A 16,810-nucleotide genomic window follows, 5' to 3' on the forward strand; every position below is an offset into this window, starting at 1 on the left:
TTACCTCTCCTCTCGTTGGATTTCTCTTGTTTCCGCTCGTCGCGTGACCTGCGCCCCGGCGAGGGCCGCCTCGTAGAGCGCGAAGCGCTGCGCCACCTCCGGCGCCGGTCGGGGCGGCGGCGGGGGTGACGCCACGGGACCCTCGGCGGCGATCTCCTCCCAGTAGTGGCAGGCGGCCAGCTGGTCCGGCCCCGCGCTCCGCAGCTCCGGCACCCGGCTGGCGCAGTCGGGGCGGGCGAAGGGGCAGCGCGTGTGAAAGCGGCATCCGGGCGGCGGGTTCGCCGGGCTCGGCGTCTCGCCCTCGAGCGGCAGGCGCCGGGTGGCGCGGCTGTAGTAGGGCTCGGGGATCGCCGAGAGCAGGACCATCGTGTAGGGGTGCCGCGGCGCCGCGAAGACCTGCTCCGCCGGCCCGCTCTCGACGATCCGGCCGAGATACATGACTGCGACGCGGTCGCTCATGTGGCGGATGACCGCCAGGTCATGCGCGATGATGACGAGCGTGAGGCCCAGCTCGTCGCGCAGGTCATGGAGCAGGTTGATGACCTGCGCCTGCACGCTGACGTCGAGCGCCGAGACCGGCTCGTCCCCGATCAGCAGCCGCGGCCCCGAGGCGAGGGCCCGGGCGATGCCGATGCGCTGCCGCTGGCCGCCCGAGAACTCGTGCGGATAGCGGTCCGCATGCTCGGGCCTGAGCCCTACGGTGCGCAAGAGCTCAGCCACCTTCGCGCGCCGCTCGTCGGCGGGCATCTCCGGCGCGTGGGTCTCGAGCGGCTCTCCCACCAGCCGCCCGACGCTCATGCGCGGGTTGAGCGACGAGAACGGGTCCTGGAACACGAACTGCATGTCCCGCCGCAACCCGGCGAGGTGGCGCCCCGTCAGGCCCGCCACGTCTCGCCCGTCGAAGCGGACGCTGCCGGAGGTCGGCTCGATCAGCCGCATTAGCAGCCGGGCGAGGGTGGACTTGCCGCAGCCGCTCTCGCCGACGATTGCAAAGGTCTCCCCGCGCCGCACCTGGAGCGACACGCCGTCCACCGCCTGCACGGTCGCCCTCTGGCGCAGGAGGCCGCCGCCGACGTGGAAGTGCTTCTTGAGGTCGACTGCCTCCAGCACGATCTCGCTCACGCGCTGAGCTCCAGCGTCCGGTCGAGCGGCGCAAAGTGGCACGCGGCGCGGTGACCGGGACCGACCTCCGCGAGCGGCGGGCGCTCCGCGCAGACGGGGGCAGCGAAGGGGCAGCGGCTGGAGAAGCGGCAGCCGGACGGCATGGTGCCGATGGTCGGCACCATGCCAGGCACCGTCGTCAGGCGCTGGCGCGGCCCGGTCAGCCGCGGCACCGAGCTCATCAGGCCGATCGTGTAGGGGTGCTGTGGGTCGCCGAAGACGTCGGCCGCGCTGCCGTATTCCGCGATGTGTCCTGCGTACATGACGGCCACGTCCGTCGCGATCTCCGCCACCACGCCCAGGTCGTGCGTGATGAGGATGATGCCCATCCCCGTGTCCGCCTGCAGCTCGGCCATGAGATCCAGGATCTGCGCCTGCACCGTCACGTCGAGCGCGGTCGTCGGCTCGTCGGCAATGAGCACCGACGGCTCGTTGGCAAGCGCCATGGCGATCATCACCCGCTGGCGCATCCCGCCCGAGAGCTGGTGCGGATACTCGTCCAGCCGCTGCTCCGCCGCCGGGATGTGGACCCGCTGCAGCATCTCGAGCGCCCGCGCCCGCGCCTCGGCCCGGCCGCAGCGCCGGTGGCGCTCGACAGCCTCTGCGATCTGGTCGCCGATGCGGAATGCCGGATTGAGCGATGTCATCGGCTCCTGAAAGATCATCGCCATCTCGCCGCCGCGAAAGCGCGCCACGCGGTCGAAGTCGTTCACCGGATAGCGCTCACCCCGGAACTCGACGGTGCCGCTTCGGATGCGCACGGCATTGCGGGGCAGCAGGCCCATCAGCGCGAGCGCTGTCACGCTCTTGCCGCAGCCGCTCTCTCCGACGACGCAGAGCGTCTCGCCCCGCCGAAGCACAAAGCCCACGTCCTCCACCACGTCCTGCGTCTGACCGCGAAAGCGGAAGGTCAGGTCGCGGACCGAAAGAAGCGTGGACGCGTGCGATGGCGGCTTTGGGCTCAAGTGCGCGCGGGACCTCGAAGTCAGAGGAAGAACGCATCCACTCTTGCGACACTTCGGAAGCCGGTCAACCGGCGCGCGACGACGCCCCGCATCTCGTCCAAGCCAATCAAGATGATTGACAAGCGACGCGCGATACCCCACTTGCCCGTAACGCCAGCGCAATGCCGCGTGAGCGGCCTCACACCGGCCGACCAGGCAGCTGACGACAGGTTTCCCATCATCACGCGTAGGGGGACGTCGCCGTGGATCCACGAGGGCAATCGGCCTTCGTGGGCGTCACCCCGGCGCAACCCACCCGGTGCTCCCGCGCGGACAGGCGCGGTGCGCCTCCGTCCGGTTCGAACCCCGAGGGGCGGCCGGCGAAAGGAATTCTCGATGGACTTCGACATGCTGGGCTTCTCGCCTCGCCTTACTGCCCGCCTGGCCCAACTCGGCCTGAACGATCCGACCCCGATCCAGACGAAGGCGATCCCGCACGCGATGAACGGCCGCGACGTGCTGGGCCTTGCCCAGACCGGCACCGGCAAGACCGCCGCCTTCGGCCTCCCGCTGATCCACGCGCTCAGCCGCGACCGTCTGCCGGCCGCGCCCAAGACCGTCAAGTCGCTGATCCTCGCCCCCACGCGCGAGCTTGCGCGGCAGATCATGGACAGCCTGCGCAGCTTTTCCGGCGACGCGCTGAGCATCGGCCTCGTCGTGGGCGGTGCCTCGCCGAACAATCAGGTGCGGATGCTGCACCGCGGGCTCGACATCCTCGTGGCGACGCCGGGGCGGCTGATCGACATGCTCGACCGCAAGGCCGTGAGCCTCGGGCAGACGCACTACCTCGTGCTCGATGAGGCCGACCAGATGCTGGACCTGGGCTTTATCCACGCGCTACGCCGGATCGCGCCGCTCCTGCCGAAGGACCGGCAGACGATGCTATTCTCGGCTACGATGCCCAAGCAGATGGCCGAGCTTTCGCAGGACTACCTGACCGACCCGGTGCGGATCGACGTCTCGCCTCCGGGCCGCGCCGCCGAGAAGGTCGCGCAGTCGGTGCACTTCGTGGCGCAGTCGGAAAAGGTCGCGCTGATCATCGAGCTGCTCGACGCCCACCGCGACGAGCGTGCGCTGGTCTTCGCGCGCACCAAGCACGGGGCGGAGCGGCTGATGAAGCAGCTCACGCACGCCGGCTTCTCCGCCGCCTCGATCCACGGCAACAAGAGCCAGAACCAGCGCGACCGCGCGCTACTCGCCTTCCGGCAGAACGAGACGCGGGTGCTGGTGGCCACCGACGTAGCGGCACGCGGCATCGACATCCCAGGCGTCGGCTTCGTCTACAACTTCGACCTGCCGAACGTGCCGGAGAACTACGTCCACCGCATCGGCCGCACCGCGCGGGCCGGAGCGTCGGGCCGCGCCGTGGCGCTCTGCTCGGCCGACGAGATGGGCGAACTGCGCGCGATCGAGAAGGTGCTGGGCGAGCGTGTGCGCATCGCCGGCGGCACCGAGTGGGCGCCCGCGCGGCCCGACCGTGACGCGGCGCGCAAGCCGAACGGCGGCCGCCGTCGCAGGCCGCAGCAGGGCAGGGCGCGCAAGGCCCGCGTCGCCTGAAGTCCGGCGCCCGGCCTCAGCCGTTGAGGTCGGGCAGCAGCCTCTGGTGGTGGCGCATCGCCGCCACCGCATCGCCGAAGCTGCGGATGCCGGCCGCCTCCAGCACCGGAATCAGGTGCAGGAGCACGTCGGCCGTCGCCACAGCGTCGCCGGTGGCGGTGTGACGCAGCGCCGGATCGAGCCGCACCCCCAGCCGCTCCGCAATTGCGTCGAGCGTGTGCGGCACGCCTTCGCCCCAGACCGCGGCCGAGAGCAGCACAGTGTCTAGCACCGGGTTGTCGAACCGCGCCCCGATTTTCGCTTCGTGCCGCCGCAGGAAGCCCAGGTCGAATGGCGCATTGTGCGCCACGAGGACCGAGTCGCCGACGAAGCGGTGAAACGCCCGTCCCGAATGCGCAATGTCCGGCGCTCCGGCGACTGCCGCGTCGTCGATGCCGTGCACGCGGGTCGACGACGGCGGGATCGGGCGGCCTGGGTTTACCAGCGTCTCGAACACCTCGGCCTCGATCCGGCGTCCGTTCAGCACCCGCACCGCGCCGATCTGCACGATCTCGTCGGTCTCGGGGGAAAGGCCTGTGGTCTCGGTATCGAAGACGACGCAGCAAAGGCCCGAGAGCGGGGTGTCGGCAACCTGCCGGTCCGCCGGCCGGTCGATCAGGTCGAAGTCAAAGACCAGCGGCCGCTCGGCGATGGGATCGCTCTCGATCTCCATCGCCAGCAGGTAGCCGCCCTCTCCGCCGATCGGCCGGATGCGCGCCCGCACGGCGCCGCTGCCGTCCGCCATCGGAAGCTCCGCATCCTCGAACCGCGCGCCGCCGGTGGCGAGCGCCGCCATCGCCTTGGTCAGCGCCGCGCGGTCGAGGTAGTTGAAGACCGAGCGGTTGAGGCCGAGCGGCGCGACCCCGCCCAGCAGGTGGACGCATTGCCGGTCGTAGAGCGTGATGCGGTGCGTAGGCCCCACCGCCAAGATGCCGACCGGGATCTCCGACAGGATGGCCGAGAGCTGCGCCTTCTCGGCGGCTAGGCGCGCGGTCGCCCGAGCCACCACGCCATCCGCTTCCCCACGCGCCCGCGCCAGCCGCTCCGCCAGCGCGGCGGCGGCCGGCCCTAGATCGCCCAGGTGCCGCACCGGCTCGGGGTCGAGCGGCGCGGTCACGTCGCCATGCGCGCGGGTCCGCATCTCGCCAGCGAGCGAGACGAGGGGGCGCGCCACGTTCTCGTCGAACAGCAGCCAGATCAGTGCGGTAAGCCCGAGCGTGCCGAAGCCGGCGATGGCGCCGGCGACGATCAGCGGCGACAGCGCGTCCGCCCCATCCAGGCGCCCGTGGGCAACCAAGAGGCCCAGCGCCGCCGCCGCCATGGCGCCGAGCGCCAGCGCCGCGAAGAAGGCCGCCATGCGAAGGCGCAGGCCGAGGCGGCGCATGCTCACGCCCCCGCGCAGGCCGCCCGCGTGACCGGATCGTCGAGGCCGGTCTCGACCCAGCTCGCGCCCTGCACCGCGCCGTCCTCCGCGAACGTCACGCCCTCCACGACGTCGGCGCGGCGCCCGCCGGCGCAGTCGAAGATGGCAGGCACGCGCCTGACCGGCACCCACCGCCCGAAGACCAGCAGATCCACCAGCCGCTGATCCGGCGCCGCCTCGTTCGTGCGCACCGATCCGGTGTCCACCGCGACGAAGCCGTCGATGTAGGGCGCTACGTACGTCCATGGCCGAAAGGGCGCCTGGTTCTCGCGCGTCACCACCACCTCCATCCGGTCAGGCAGTCCGGCGACCGTCCGCCCGTACCAGCCGTACTCCAGCGCGATCGCGGTCGTGAACATGGCCGCTCCCGCGGCGATCGGCACCAGCCACCGCGGAAGCGACCGCACCGTCCGCACCAGCAGCAACGCCACGCCGGCGCCTGCCATGCCGGCGACCACCACCGCGATCAGTTCGATCCCCATCTCGCCCCTCCCAGTCTCTTCCCTCGTCAGACCACCCCGCGTCCCTGCGTCGCCGCCGACTGCATCCTGCGTACCACGACAAAGGCGTCGCGGAGATGGCTACGCTCGAATTCCGAGAGCGCGCCCGGCCTGAGATAGTTGTTCGGCATCCCTCCCTCGCGCACCTGTCGCGCCTGGTGCTCGAGCCGTGTCTGCGCGATCAGGTCGTAGGCGTCGAGCAGGTCGCGGCCGCCGCTCTCGCTGATGATCCCTGTCGCCCGCGCCGCGTCGAGCCGCGCACGGGTGTTCACAGCCGTCAGTTCGCCTCGCAGGGCATAGACGCGGCCGAGGTCCACCACCGGGACGACGCCGCTCATCTTGAGGTCGATGTGGTTCCGGTGCTCGCCAGACCGCAGCGTTGCGAGGCCGCGCAGCAGCCCCAGCGGCGGCGCGTGCTTGAGCGAGTTCGACACCATGTGCGCCACGAAGATCGAGTTCCGTGCCGCCGCCGCCAGGGTCTCGGCCTGCAGCCCCGCATGTAGCGAATAGTCGCCGCCGATCGGGCGCAGGTCGAACATGACGGAGGCCAGCATCTGCGCCATCGGATCGGGCCGCGCGACCCAGCCTGCGAAGTACTGCCGCCAAACCCGCACCGGCTGCCGCCAGCGCGGATTGGTGGCCATCATGTCACCGGGGCAAAACACATAGCCGCAGCGGTCGAGGCCTTCGCTGACGAAGCGAGCCAGCTCCGCGAACCAGCCATCGTGCTCCGGCCGGACGTCGTCGGAGAGAAACAGGCAGTTGTCCTGGTCCGACACGCCGGTCTGCTCCTGCCGTCCCTGGCTCCCGCAGGCGAGCCAGAGATAGGGTACCGGCGGCGCCCCCAGCTGCGCCTCGCCCAGGGCCAGCAGGCGTCGCGTCACCGCGTCGGCGATGTCCGTGACGAGGCGCGTGACAACCTCGTGCCGGTTGCCCGTGCCCACGAGCTGTGCCAGCAGTCGCGGGATGCGCTCCGTCACGAGCGCGAGCGCCGCCACGTCGGGCGCCGAGGCCACGTCGCCCACAAGGAGCGCAGAGCTGTCGGCTTGGAACCGTGTCAGGTCCGTCTGCGTGACGATGCCAAGGAGGCCTTCGGTGCCGACGATCGGGACGTGACCGATGCCCCTCTCCATCATCGCGTGCAGCACATCCGAGCCGATCGCGTCCGGCGGCAGCGACACCGGGTCCGGCGTCATCGCGGCAGTCACCGGTTGGCCCAGGTCGACATCATCCGCCACGACGCGGCTCGTGATGTCGCGGATCGTGATGATGCCCATGAGGCCGGCCTCGCCCACGACCATGATCGAGCTGATCCGGCGGTCGCGCATCATTCGCGCAGCCTCGGCCACCGTCGTCTCCGGTGGACAGGTCGCCGGAGATCTGGACATCAGAGTGGCAACGCGGGTCTCCGCCAGGCTCGGCGGGCGCGAACCCTTCTGTGGGCGGGCGCGGGCGAAGAAGCCGCGCAGCCCCTCGTCGGCGTCGATTAGCGCACGAAAGCGGCCGGCGGGCAGCAGCAGGAGCGTCGTCTCGGCGGTCGCCGTGGCCGTGGTGGCGGCGCGGCCGTCCCGCATCAGACCGCGCTCGCCGAAGGTGTTCTGCGGCCCGAGGGTGGAGAGCGGCGCGCCCGCCTCGTCGACCACCTGCACACGCCCCGAGCGAATAACGTAGAGACCGTCGAGCCGGTCGCCGAAGGTGTAGATGCGCTGGCCGCTCTGGAAGTTGCAGGTCTCGAAGGCCGAGGTGAGCGCGGCGAGATCCTCGGGCGGCAGCGCGTCCCAGGGAGGCACGGTCGAGAGAAAGTCGAGATCGTTCATCGCCGGCCCCTTGAAGAGGGCGCGTCCCGCCCGCGGCTGCGGACGGGACGCGGGAAGCGAGTGCGGGCGCACGAGGCGCCCGCGCTGATGGTCAGTGCCCGGCGGTCGCGACGCCGGCGCCGCGTGGCACGCGGACGCTCTCGACCAGCGCCTTGATGTGCTCGGGCGTCTCCTCCGTCGACTTCGCCACGAAGTAGGCGACCACGAAGTTGAGCAGCGCACCGACCGCGCCGATCGCCGTCGACTGGATGCCGAAAAGCGAGCCCGCGATCGTGTCCTCGAACTGGTTGGTGCCGGGGACAAAGAACCAGCCCTTGTGCAGGAAGATGTAGACGACCGTGAAGATCAGGCCCGTGACCATCCCCCATACCGCGCCCTTGTTGTTGATGCGCTTCATGAAGATGCCCATCATCAATGCCGGGAAAATTGTCGCCGCCGCAATCCCGAAGGCGAGCGCCACGGTCTGCGCCGCGAAGCCCGGCGGGTTGAGGCCCAGCCAGGTCGCCACGGCGATCGAAACCGCCATCGCGATCCGGGCCGCCAGAAGCTCACCCTTCTCACTAATATTCGGGTTGAACCGGCCCTTGATGAGGTCGTGGCTGACGGCGCCGGATATGGCCAGCAAGAGGCCCGCCGCCGTTGAGAGCGCCGCCGCGAGCCCGCCTGCGGCGACCAGCGCGATGACCCAGCCGGGCAGGTTGGCGATCTCTGGGTTCGCCAGGACGAGGATGTCGTTGTTGACGGTCAGCTCGTTGCCTTGCCAGCCGCGCTCCTCGGCGATCGCCGCGCCATCGCTGTAGTACTGGATCAGCCCATCTTCGTTCAGATCCTCGTACTGGATCAGGCCCGTCACCTCCCAATTGCGGATCCAGTCCGGCCGGTTCTCGTAGGCGATCGGTTCCTCGTTAGTGCCCTGCGGGTAGATCGTGTCGAGCAGGTTCAGCCGCGCCATTGCGCCTACGGCAGGGGCCGTGAGGTAGAGCAGCGCGATGAATACGAGCGCCCAACCGGCAGACCACCGGGCGTCCGCGACGCGGGGCACGGTGAAGAACCGGATGATGACGTGCGGCAGGCCCGCGGTCCCGATCATCAGCGACAGCGTGAAGAGCGTCATGTTGATGACAGAGCCGGGCGACGGGTCCTGGTTGGTGTACTGCTGGAAGCCCAGGTCCGTCACCACCTCGTTCAGTCGGGCCAGCAGCGGCTCGCCCGTCGGCGTGTAGTCCGAAAAGAGGCCGAGGCCCGGAACGGGGTTGCCCGTCAGTTGCAGCGAGATGAAGATCGCCGGGATCGTGTAGGCGGTGATAAGAACGACGTACTGCGCCACCTGCGTGTAGGTGATGCCCTTCATGCCGCCGAGCACCGCGTACATGAACACGACCGCCGCGCCGATGAAGAGGCCGGTCGAGACCTCGACCTCGAGGAAGCGCGAGAACGCGACGCCCACCCCGGTCATCTGCCCGATCACGTAGGTCACCGACGCCACGATGAGGCAGATCACAGCAACGAGCCGCGCCGTCGGGCTGTAGAACCGGTCGCCGATGAACTCGGGCACGGTGAACTTGCCGAACTTGCGCAGGTAGGGCGCGAGCAGCAGCGCCAGAAGCACGTAGCCGCCGGTCCAGCCCATCAGGTAAGAGGAGCCGTTGTAGCCGAGGACGGCGATGAGGCCTGCCATCGAGATGAAGGAGGCGGCCGACATCCAGTCAGCGGCGGTCGCCATGCCGTTGGTGACGGGATGAACGCCGCGGTTGGCGGCGTAAAACTCGGCCGTCGAGCCCGCACGGGCCCAGATGGCGATGCCGATATAGAGCGCGAAGGTGGCGCCCACGATCAGCAGGTTCAGGGTATACTGATCCATTTCCGCTTACTCCTCGTCGACGCCGTACTGACGGTCGAGCTTGTTCATGCGCCACGCGTAGAAGAAGATCAGCGCCAGGAAGACCAGGATCGATCCCTGCTGCGCGAACCAGAAGCCGAGGTCGGTGCCGCCGACCTCCCACCATTGCAGCAGCGGGCGCAGCAGGATGCCAAAGCCGAAGCTGACGATGAACCAGACGATGAGGCACCCGATGATCAAGCGGACGTTGGCGCGCCAGTAGCCCGCCCCGTCGCTCGCGGCGCGGTGCGTCGCCGCCGTCGTGTTTGTCGTTCTGTCTGTCATTTTGCCTTCCCCCTCGTTTCCCTTGATGCGCCGGTCGCGCGGTGTGGCTCGGTTCCTCCGATGGCCCGGACGATGCCGCCCAGCGCCAGGGCGACCTCGTCGATCGGCCGCAACGCGTCCACGCGGAGCAGCTTGCCCCGCGTGGCGTAGTGGTCGACGAGCGGCGCGGTCTGCTCGTGGTAGGACACGAGCCGTGCCGCCACCGTCTCGGCGGTGTCGTCCGCGCGCCGCACCATTTCGGTGCCGCCGCAGATGTCGCAGGTACCCGCGCGCGCTGGTTTCTTGTGCCGGTCGTGATAGCCCTCGCCGCAATCGGCGCAGCTCGACCGGCCAGAGATTCGCTCGACCATCGCCGCGTCGTCCACGGTCAGCGCCACGGCGGCGCCAACCTCCATCCCGCGCTCCGCCAGCAATGCCTCGAGCGCCTCTGCTTGTGCGGCGGTCCGCGGGAACCCGTCGAGGATGACGCCGGCCGCGACGTCCTCGCGCTCCAGCCGCTCGCGCAGGACCTCGATCACGATATCATCGCCGACGAGGCCGCCCGCCTCCATCACCGCCGCCGCCGCGCGGCCGGCCTCGGTCCCCTCCGCGACGGCGCCGCGAAGCAGGTCGCCGGTAGAGAGCTGCACGAGCCCGAAGCGTTCCTCGAGCTTGCGCGCCTGCGTCCCCTTGCCGGCGCCCGGCGGTCCGAGCAGGACCAGGACCGGGGTCGCCACCTTTTGTCTCGCCCCGTCCATCGCTCAGCCCTTGTTCATGCGGTTTTCGACGAGGTCGTCGACGACTGCAGGATCCGCGAGAGTGGACGTGTCGCCGAGCGAGGCTGGATCGTTCTCCGCGATCTTGCGCAGGATGCGACGCATGATCTTGCCCGAGCGGGTCTTGGGGAGGCCCGGCGCCCACTGGATCAGGTCCGGCTTCGCGATCGGCCCGATCTCCTGGCGGACCCAGTCGCTGAGCTCCTTGCGAAGTTCGTCCGTGGGCTCCACTCCAGTCATCAACGTGACATAAGCGTAGATGCCCTGACCCTTGATCTCGTGCGGGTAGCCCACGACCGCCGCCTCGGCGACCTTCTCGTGCGCCACCAGCGCGCTCTCGACCTCGGCGGTGCCCATTCGGTGGCCGGAGACGTTGATCACGTCGTCCACGCGGCCGGTGATCCAGTAGTAGCCATCCGCGTCGCGGCGGCAGCCGTCGCCGGAGAAGTAGTAGCCCTTGTACTGCTGGAAGTAGGTGTCGGCGAAGCGCTGATGGTCGCCCCAGATCGTGCGCATCTGGCCCGGCCAGCTGTCGGCGAGGCAGAGCACGCCTTCGGCCGGGTTGCCCTCGACGATCTTGCCGCTCTCGGCCTCCAGCACCACGGGCTTGACGCCGAAGAAGGGCAAGGTGGCCGAGCCGGGCTTTGTCGCGATGGCGCCCGGCAGCGGCGTCAGCAGGTGCCCGCCGGTCTCGGTCTGCCACCAGGTGTCGACGATCGGGCACTTACCCTTGCCGACGACGCGGTTGTACCAGTTCCACGCCTCGGGGTTGATCGGCTCGCCGACCGTGCCGAGGAGCTTGAGCGAGCTCAGGTCGTGCTTCTCGACCGGCCCGTCGCCCTGGCCCATCAGTGCGCGAATGGCGGTCGGCGCGGTGTAGAACTGGTTGACCTTGTGCTTGGCGCACACCTCCCAGAACCGCCCGGCGTCGGGCCAGGTGGGCACGCCCTCGAACATCAGCGTTGTCGCGCCGTTCGCGAGCGGTCCATAGACGATGTAGCTGTGTCCGGTGACCCAGCCGACATCGGCGGTGCACCAGAAGACGTCGCCGGGATGGTAGTCGAAGACCAGCTCATGCGTCATCGACGCGAACATCAGGTAGCCGCCGGAGGTGTGCACCACGCCCTTCGGCTTGCCCGTCGAGCCGGAGGTGTAAAGGATGAAGAGCGGGTCCTCCGCCCCCATCTCCTCGGCCGGGCAGTCGGCGGAGACGCGGGCCTCCATCTCGTGCAGCCAGTGGTCGCGGCCCTCGACCCACGCTACCTGCTGCCCGGTGCGGCGCACGACCAGCACCTTCGGGTCGGTGTTGGAGTTGACCAGCGCCTTGTTGACGTTGTCCTTGAGGTTGGTGACGCGACCGCCGCGCGGAGCGCCGTCGGAGGTGATCACCACCTTGGCGTCACTGTCGTCGATCCGGTTCTCGAGCGCGTCTGGCGAGAAGCCGGCAAACACCACCGAGTGGATCGCGCCGATGCGGGCGCAGGCGAGCATGGCGTAGGCCGCCTCGGGGATCATCGGCAGGTAGAGCACGACGCGGTCGCCGCGGCCGACGCCCATCTCCTTCAGGACGTTCGCGACCTTGCAGACCCGCTCGTGCAGCTCGCGGTACGTGATGTGCAGCGCCTCGTCCTTCGGGTCGTCCGGCTCCCAGATGATCGCCGTCTGATCGCCGCGCGTCTCGAGGTGGCGGTCGACGCAGTTCGCCGCGACGTTGAGCGTGCCGTCGCCGAACCAGCGGATCGAGACGTCGGGGTGGACGAAGCTGACCTCGCGCACGGTCTCGTAGGGCCTGATCCAGTCCAGACGCCGCCCGTGCTCGCCCCAGAAGCCGTCAGGGTCCTCGATCGAGCGGGCGTACATCTCGTCGTACCGCGCACGGTCCACATGTGCCCCCGACGCGAATTCCTCGGACGGCGGATAGGTGGTCTCGTTCTCGTCGAGCATCGGGTTCTCCTCGCGTCACTTGCGGCTCCCGCACAGGCTGCGGGCGATGCTTCCCCATAACCCGGATCGGGAAAATCTCGCACAGGTCTCTGGTACACCGTTCATATCTTGTTAAACATTTCTCTCATTCCCGCGATCGGCTTGTGAAGTTCTTTACAGCCAATCGCTGATCGGCGCGCCTTCGATGGCATTGCCGCGCCGAAACATCGCGGCAATCATGAAGCAGGCGAGACGCGGCAGGAGGACGGCGCGATGCAGGCCAACGGGAATATCGGCGCGGTGCGGTCATGAAGATCACGTCGCTCCGCACCTTCGTCGTCCCGCCGCGCTGGCTGTTCCTCAAGATCGAGACAGACGAGGGCGTTTCCGGCTGGGGCGAGCCGGTGGTCGAGGGCCGCGCGCACACGGTGCAGGCGGCGGTGGAGGAGCTGGCCGACTACCTCGTCGGGCAGGACCCGCTGAGGATCGAGGACCACTGGAACGTGCTCTATCGCGGCGGCTTCTACCGTGGCGGCCCGGTCCTGATGAGCGCCATCGCCGGGATCGACCAGGCGCTGTGGGACATCAAGGGCCGCTGGCTGGACCAGCCGGTGCACCAGCTCCTCGGCGGCCGCTGCCGCGACGGCATCCGGGTCTATTCCTGGGTCGGAGGAGACCATCCGAGCGAGACGGCCGACTCGGCGTTTGCGCTGGTCGAGGCCGGCTTCACCGCGCTCAAGATGAACGGCACCGGGCCGATGCAGATCGTCGACGGCCACGCCGCGGTCGACGCTGCGGTCGCCAACATCGCCGCGGTGCGCGAGGCCGTGGGGCCCCATATCGGCCTCGGCGTGGACTTTCATGGCCGGGTGCACCGCCCGATGGCGCGCGTGCTGCTGCGCGAGCTCGAGCCCATGCGCCTGATGTTCGTGGAAGAGCCGGTCCTGCCCGAGAACCAGGACGCGCTGCCCTCGATCACCGCCGGCCTATCGACACCCATTGCGCTGGGCGAGCGCCTTTACTCGCGCTGGGACTTCAAGCCGGTGTTCGAGGGCAGGGCGGTCGACATCATCCAGCCTGACCTCTCCCACGCGGGTGGCATCACGGAGTGCCGCAAGATCGCCGCCATGGCCGAGGCCTACGACGTGGCGCTCGCGCCGCACTGTCCGCTCGGGCCGATCGCGCTCGCCGCCTGCCTCCAGGTCGACGCGGTCAGCCACAACGCCTTCATCCAGGAGCAGTCGCTCGGCATCCACTACAACGAGGCGGCGGACATCCTCGACTACCTCGTCGACCCCAAGGTCTTCGAGTACCACGACGGCATGGTGCGCATCCCCGACGGACCTGGCCTCGGCATCGAGATCGACGAGGCCGCGGTCGTGCGCGCGGCGGAGACCGGGCACCGCTGGCGCAATCCGGTCTGGCGTCACGCCGACGGCAGCGTCGCGGAGTGGTAAAAGGCGCGACGGAATCTCTCACGTGCACCGTTCCAGTATCGAACGCGCGCCCAGACAGCCCGCGTCACTGGAAAGATAGCAAGGAGACTTCCACCGTGACCACTCGCACACGACTGATCCTGTCCGCCACCACAGCGCTCGCGCTCATCTCGGTGGCGCTGGTGCCGGGGGCCGTGACCGCCCAGGCCGAGCCGCCCGCAGCAGAGCAATCAGACACGGCGCCTCAGGCCGATGCGTCGCGGCCCACGACGCCACGCGGCCCCACCTTCGCCGAGCTCGACACCGACGCGACGGCAGCATCACCCAAGAGGACCTCGACGCCGCCGCCACCGCGCGTTTCGCCGAGATCGACACCAGCGGCGACGGCCAGATCGGCGCCGACGAGATGGTCGCCCACATGGAGCGCCAGGCCGAGGAGCGCCGCCAGCGGATGGCCGAGCGGATGATCGAGCGACTGGATCAGGACGGTGACGGCACCGTGGACGCCGAGGAACTCGCCGCACGCGGCGAGGGACGGCACGGCGGAATGCTGCGGATGATGGATGCCGACTGGGATGGCGCGGTGACAGAGGCGGAGTTCGATGCCGCGCGCGAGCGGATGGAAGATCGTCGCGGCGGCCGTGGCGACCATCACCGCGGCGACCGTCGCTCCGGCCACCACGGCATGGACATGCCGCGCCGCTGAGCCTGAATGCGGCCGGCGGCACCAACCGCCGGCCCGAACCGGACGGACCCTCACGAGTCGATGCCGATGCCCCTCGACGAAAACGCGGAAAGCGACGAGGCGCTGGTGGCCGCCTACGGCAGGGGCGACGCCGCGGCCGCGCGCATGCTGACGATGCGGCTGGTGCCGCGGGCCTTTCGACATGCGGTCAGGATGCTCGGCGGTGACCGGGCCGAGGCCGATGACGTGGCGCAGGAGGCCATGCTTCGACTCTGGCGCAGCGCACCTGAGTGGCGGCCCGAGGCGCGGGTGACGACGTGGCTCTACCGCGTGGTGGCGAACCTCTGCATCGACCGCCTGCGCCGCTCGACCCGCTCCACCGGGATCGAAGCGGCGGGCGATCCGGCGGATGGCGCACCGGGCGCCGTGGCGCGGCTGGTCGAGCGGGACCGCGCGGCGGCGCTCGAGACGGCGCTCGCCGCCCTGCCGGAGCGGCAGTGCGAGGCAGTCGTGCTGCGCCACCTCGAGGGGCTGGCGAACCCGGAGATCGCCGAGGTGATGGGGATCGGAATCGAGGCGGTGGAAAGCCTGACGGCGCGGGGCAAGCGGGCACTGGCCGCGGCACTCCGCGGGCGGCGAGAGGAGTTGGGATATGACGAGAGCTGAGGAAGACGACGACATCCTGGCGCCCTTCTTCGCGGCGGGCCGCGACGGGCCCCGGCCGCCGGAGACGCTCTACAACCTCGTTGCCGCCGATGCGGAGGCGCTGCGACCGCTGCCATCCCCGCCGCGACGGCAAACCTCGCCGCTCCGCGCCTTCATCGACGCGCTCGGCGGCTGGCCTGCGCTGGCCGGCCTCACCACGGCGGCGGCGGCGGGCGTCTGGATCGGGGCCGCCGCGCCGGACGCGGTGCGGCAGGTCGCCGGCATCGACGCCGCGGCCGGCTACGAGCTGGCGGACCTGATGCCCGGCTACCTCAGCGAGGAGTTCTGACGATGGTAGATCCGGCACCGTCCGCGCCACGGCGCTGGACCTCGATCCTCCTGGCGGTGTCGCTGGCGCTGAACCTGCTGGTGGTCGGGATCGTCGTCGGCTTCGTCTTCGACAGTCACGGGCCGGAGCGCTGGCGGGACCGGCCGGCGGCGGGCCAGTTCGGGCGCAACCCCCTGATCGCTGCGCTGGACGAGGAGGAGCGGCGGCGGATGCTCGAGGATATGCGCCAGCGGGCGGAGCCGCTGCGGGAGAACCGCGAGGCGCTGCGGCAGCGCTTCGAGACGATGCTGACGCTCCTGCGGGCAGAGCCGTTCGAGCCGGATGCCTTGCGCGCCGCACTTGCCGAGCAGCGGCGCGCGGCCTCCGACCGGCAGGCGCTGGGCGAGGAGCTCCTGATCGCGCGGCTGGCGGCGATGACGCCAAACGCGCGCGCCGCCTATGCCGAACGACTCGACCGCGCCTTTGCCCGGCGGGGTGACGGCAGGCGGTGACGGCGTCTGGCGGGTAGAGAGGTGGTTCCCTCGCCCTGCCGTTTCGGTCGCTTTCCGCCGGTTCGCGGGTATCCCGGCGGCGGGTTCGGACCGATTTTCGCGTGTCGGCCGAAGCTGCCGGAACTCGCGATCTCAGGCGGATGTTGTGCTCCCATCATGGCTGGACGTTCATGCCCGGCCCCTTCGCGAGGAGCGATACGATGTTCAAGCGTTACCTGATTTCCGCGACCGCCGCCGGCGCCCTTCTGGCCGGTGCGGCCAGCGCACAGACGCAGGCCACGGCCGCCACCGACCTCAACCTGCGCGCCGAGCCGAGCCCGATGGGCGAGATCCTCACGGTGATCCCCGCCGACGGCCAGGTGATGGTCGAAGCCTGCGCCGAGACCGTCAACTGGTGCCGCGTCGAGTTCGAAGGCACGACCGGCTGGGCCTTCGGCGACTATCTGACGACGCGGATCGGCGACGAGACCGCGGTCCTCTACGAAAACCGTGAGCGGGCGCAGGTCACGACGGTGGAGGTCACCGACACCCGCGCCGCCTCGGCCGCCGGCGCCGGAACGATGGGCGCCGTGATCGGCGGCGTGCTCGGCGGCCCCATCGGAATCGCGGCGGGCGCCGCGATCGGTGCGGGCCTCGGCGCCGCCAGTGACCCGGGACCTCAGGTCACGTCCTACGTGGTCGAGAACCCGGTCGAGCCGGTCTACCTGGAGGGCGAGGTGGTCGTCGGCGCCACGGTGCCGGAGACGGTGGAGCTCTACCAGGTCCCCGAGAGCGAGTTCCGCTACATTTACGTCAACGGCGTGCCTGCGGTGGTGGAGCCGGCAGAGCGGCGCATCGTAACGATCGTGCGCTGACCCGGCA

17 protein-coding genes are annotated in these 16,810 nt (G+C 69.9%); 7 read left to right on the forward strand and 10 right to left on the reverse strand.

Going from position 1 to position 16,810, the window contains the following annotated elements; genetic code table 11:
* Both JM664_RS16440 and JM664_RS16445 read right to left on the reverse strand, forming a co-directional pair.
* On the reverse strand, positions 1–1,122 hold the full coding sequence (locus JM664_RS16440; RefSeq protein ID WP_227421017.1) for an ABC transporter ATP-binding protein: 1,122 nt from the start codon (positions 1,120–1,122) through the stop codon (positions 1–3).
* Positions 1,119–2,126: an ABC transporter ATP-binding protein gene (locus JM664_RS16445; RefSeq protein WP_227421018.1), complete on the reverse strand. Its 1,008-nt coding sequence runs from the start codon at positions 2,124–2,126 to the stop codon at positions 1,119–1,121. The genes JM664_RS16440 and JM664_RS16445 overlap by 4 nt, the downstream gene beginning before the upstream one ends.
* Positions 2,127–2,501: 375 nt before the next feature.
* Between JM664_RS16445 and JM664_RS16450 the strand changes: the two genes are divergently transcribed.
* Positions 2,502–3,722 carry a DEAD/DEAH box helicase gene (locus tag JM664_RS16450; RefSeq protein WP_227421019.1) on the forward strand — a complete coding sequence of 407 codons (1,221 nt, stop codon included), beginning with the start codon at positions 2,502–2,504 and terminating at the stop codon, positions 3,720–3,722.
* A 16-nt stretch (positions 3,723–3,738) separates the two neighbouring features.
* On the opposite strand, the gene JM664_RS16455 is transcribed toward JM664_RS16450, so the two are convergent.
* The 7 genes from JM664_RS16455 to acs all read right to left on the reverse strand — a co-directional run bounded on the left by JM664_RS16455 (position 3,739) and on the right by acs (position 12,364).
* Positions 3,739–5,145 (reverse strand): 3'-5' exonuclease, encoded by a 1,407-nt coding sequence (locus JM664_RS16455; protein ID WP_227421020.1) that lies wholly within the window; start codon positions 5,143–5,145, stop codon positions 3,739–3,741.
* 2 nt (positions 5,146–5,147) lie between these two features.
* Positions 5,148–5,666 (reverse strand): hypothetical protein, encoded by a 519-nt coding sequence (locus tag JM664_RS16460; protein ID WP_227421021.1) that lies wholly within the window; start codon positions 5,664–5,666, stop codon positions 5,148–5,150.
* Between the two features lie 26 nt (positions 5,667–5,692).
* On the reverse strand, positions 5,693–7,501 hold the full coding sequence (locus JM664_RS16465) for a DUF294 nucleotidyltransferase-like domain-containing protein (RefSeq protein WP_227421022.1): 1,809 nt from the start codon (positions 7,499–7,501) through the stop codon (positions 5,693–5,695).
* A gap of 91 nt (positions 7,502–7,592) precedes the next feature.
* A complete protein-coding gene (locus JM664_RS16470) occupies positions 7,593–9,362 on the reverse strand; it encodes a sodium:solute symporter family protein (RefSeq protein ID WP_227421023.1) in 1,770 nt (589 codons plus the stop codon).
* Positions 9,363–9,368: 6 nt separating this feature from the next.
* The gene (locus JM664_RS16475; protein WP_227421024.1) at positions 9,369–9,665 is read right to left on the reverse strand and encodes a DUF4212 domain-containing protein; all 297 of its coding nucleotides are present in this window, start codon (positions 9,663–9,665) and stop codon (positions 9,369–9,371) included.
* Positions 9,662–10,402 (reverse strand): adenylate kinase, encoded by a 741-nt coding sequence (locus JM664_RS16480; RefSeq protein ID WP_227421025.1) that lies wholly within the window; start codon positions 10,400–10,402, stop codon positions 9,662–9,664. Before JM664_RS16480 ends, JM664_RS16475 begins: the two co-directional genes overlap by 4 nt.
* 3 nt (positions 10,403–10,405) lie before the next feature.
* The gene (gene acs / locus JM664_RS16485; protein WP_227421026.1) at positions 10,406–12,364 is read right to left on the reverse strand and encodes an acetate--CoA ligase; all 1,959 of its coding nucleotides are present in this window, start codon (positions 12,362–12,364) and stop codon (positions 10,406–10,408) included.
* Between the two features lie 287 nt (positions 12,365–12,651).
* On the opposite strand from acs, the gene dgoD reads away from it, so the two are divergent.
* On the forward strand, positions 12,652–13,800 hold the full coding sequence (gene dgoD / locus JM664_RS16490) for a galactonate dehydratase (RefSeq protein WP_227421027.1): 1,149 nt from the start codon (positions 12,652–12,654) through the stop codon (positions 13,798–13,800).
* Positions 13,801–14,023: 223 nt separating this feature from the next.
* Here the strand turns inward: dgoD and JM664_RS16495 are convergent, their stop codons facing one another.
* A complete protein-coding gene (locus tag JM664_RS16495) occupies positions 14,024–14,197 on the reverse strand; it encodes a hypothetical protein (RefSeq protein ID WP_227421028.1) in 174 nt (57 codons plus the stop codon).
* Here JM664_RS16495 and JM664_RS16500 point away from each other — a divergent pair.
* The 5 genes from JM664_RS16500 (at position 14,186) to JM664_RS16520 (ending at position 16,803) form a co-directional block, all read left to right on the forward strand.
* Positions 14,186–14,485 (forward strand): penta-EF hand family protein, encoded by a 300-nt coding sequence (locus JM664_RS16500; protein WP_264465767.1) that lies wholly within the window; start codon positions 14,186–14,188, stop codon positions 14,483–14,485. The two genes, JM664_RS16495 and JM664_RS16500, sit on opposite strands and share 12 nt — an antisense overlap.
* Positions 14,486–14,545: 60 nt before the next feature.
* Complete coding sequence (locus tag JM664_RS16505) at positions 14,546–15,130, forward strand: RNA polymerase sigma factor (RefSeq protein ID WP_227421029.1); 585 nt, start codon at positions 14,546–14,548, stop codon at positions 15,128–15,130.
* Positions 15,117–15,458 carry a hypothetical protein gene (locus JM664_RS16510; RefSeq protein WP_227421030.1) on the forward strand — a complete coding sequence of 114 codons (342 nt, stop codon included), beginning with the start codon at positions 15,117–15,119 and terminating at the stop codon, positions 15,456–15,458. Before JM664_RS16505 ends, JM664_RS16510 begins: the two co-directional genes overlap by 14 nt.
* Before the next feature lie 2 nt (positions 15,459–15,460).
* The gene (locus JM664_RS16515; RefSeq protein ID WP_227421031.1) at positions 15,461–15,949 is read left to right on the forward strand and encodes a periplasmic heavy metal sensor; all 489 of its coding nucleotides are present in this window, start codon (positions 15,461–15,463) and stop codon (positions 15,947–15,949) included.
* Between the two features lie 200 nt (positions 15,950–16,149).
* Entirely contained in the window at positions 16,150–16,803 is a 654-nt protein-coding gene (locus JM664_RS16520; RefSeq protein WP_227421032.1) for a DUF1236 domain-containing protein, read from the forward strand.
* The last annotated feature ends 7 nt before the right edge of the window (positions 16,804–16,810 follow it).

Source organism: Roseitranquillus sediminis (assembly GCF_016918935.1).
In the GTDB taxonomy this organism is placed as follows: Bacteria; Pseudomonadota; Alphaproteobacteria; order Rhodobacterales; family Rhodobacteraceae; genus Roseitranquillus; species Roseitranquillus sediminis.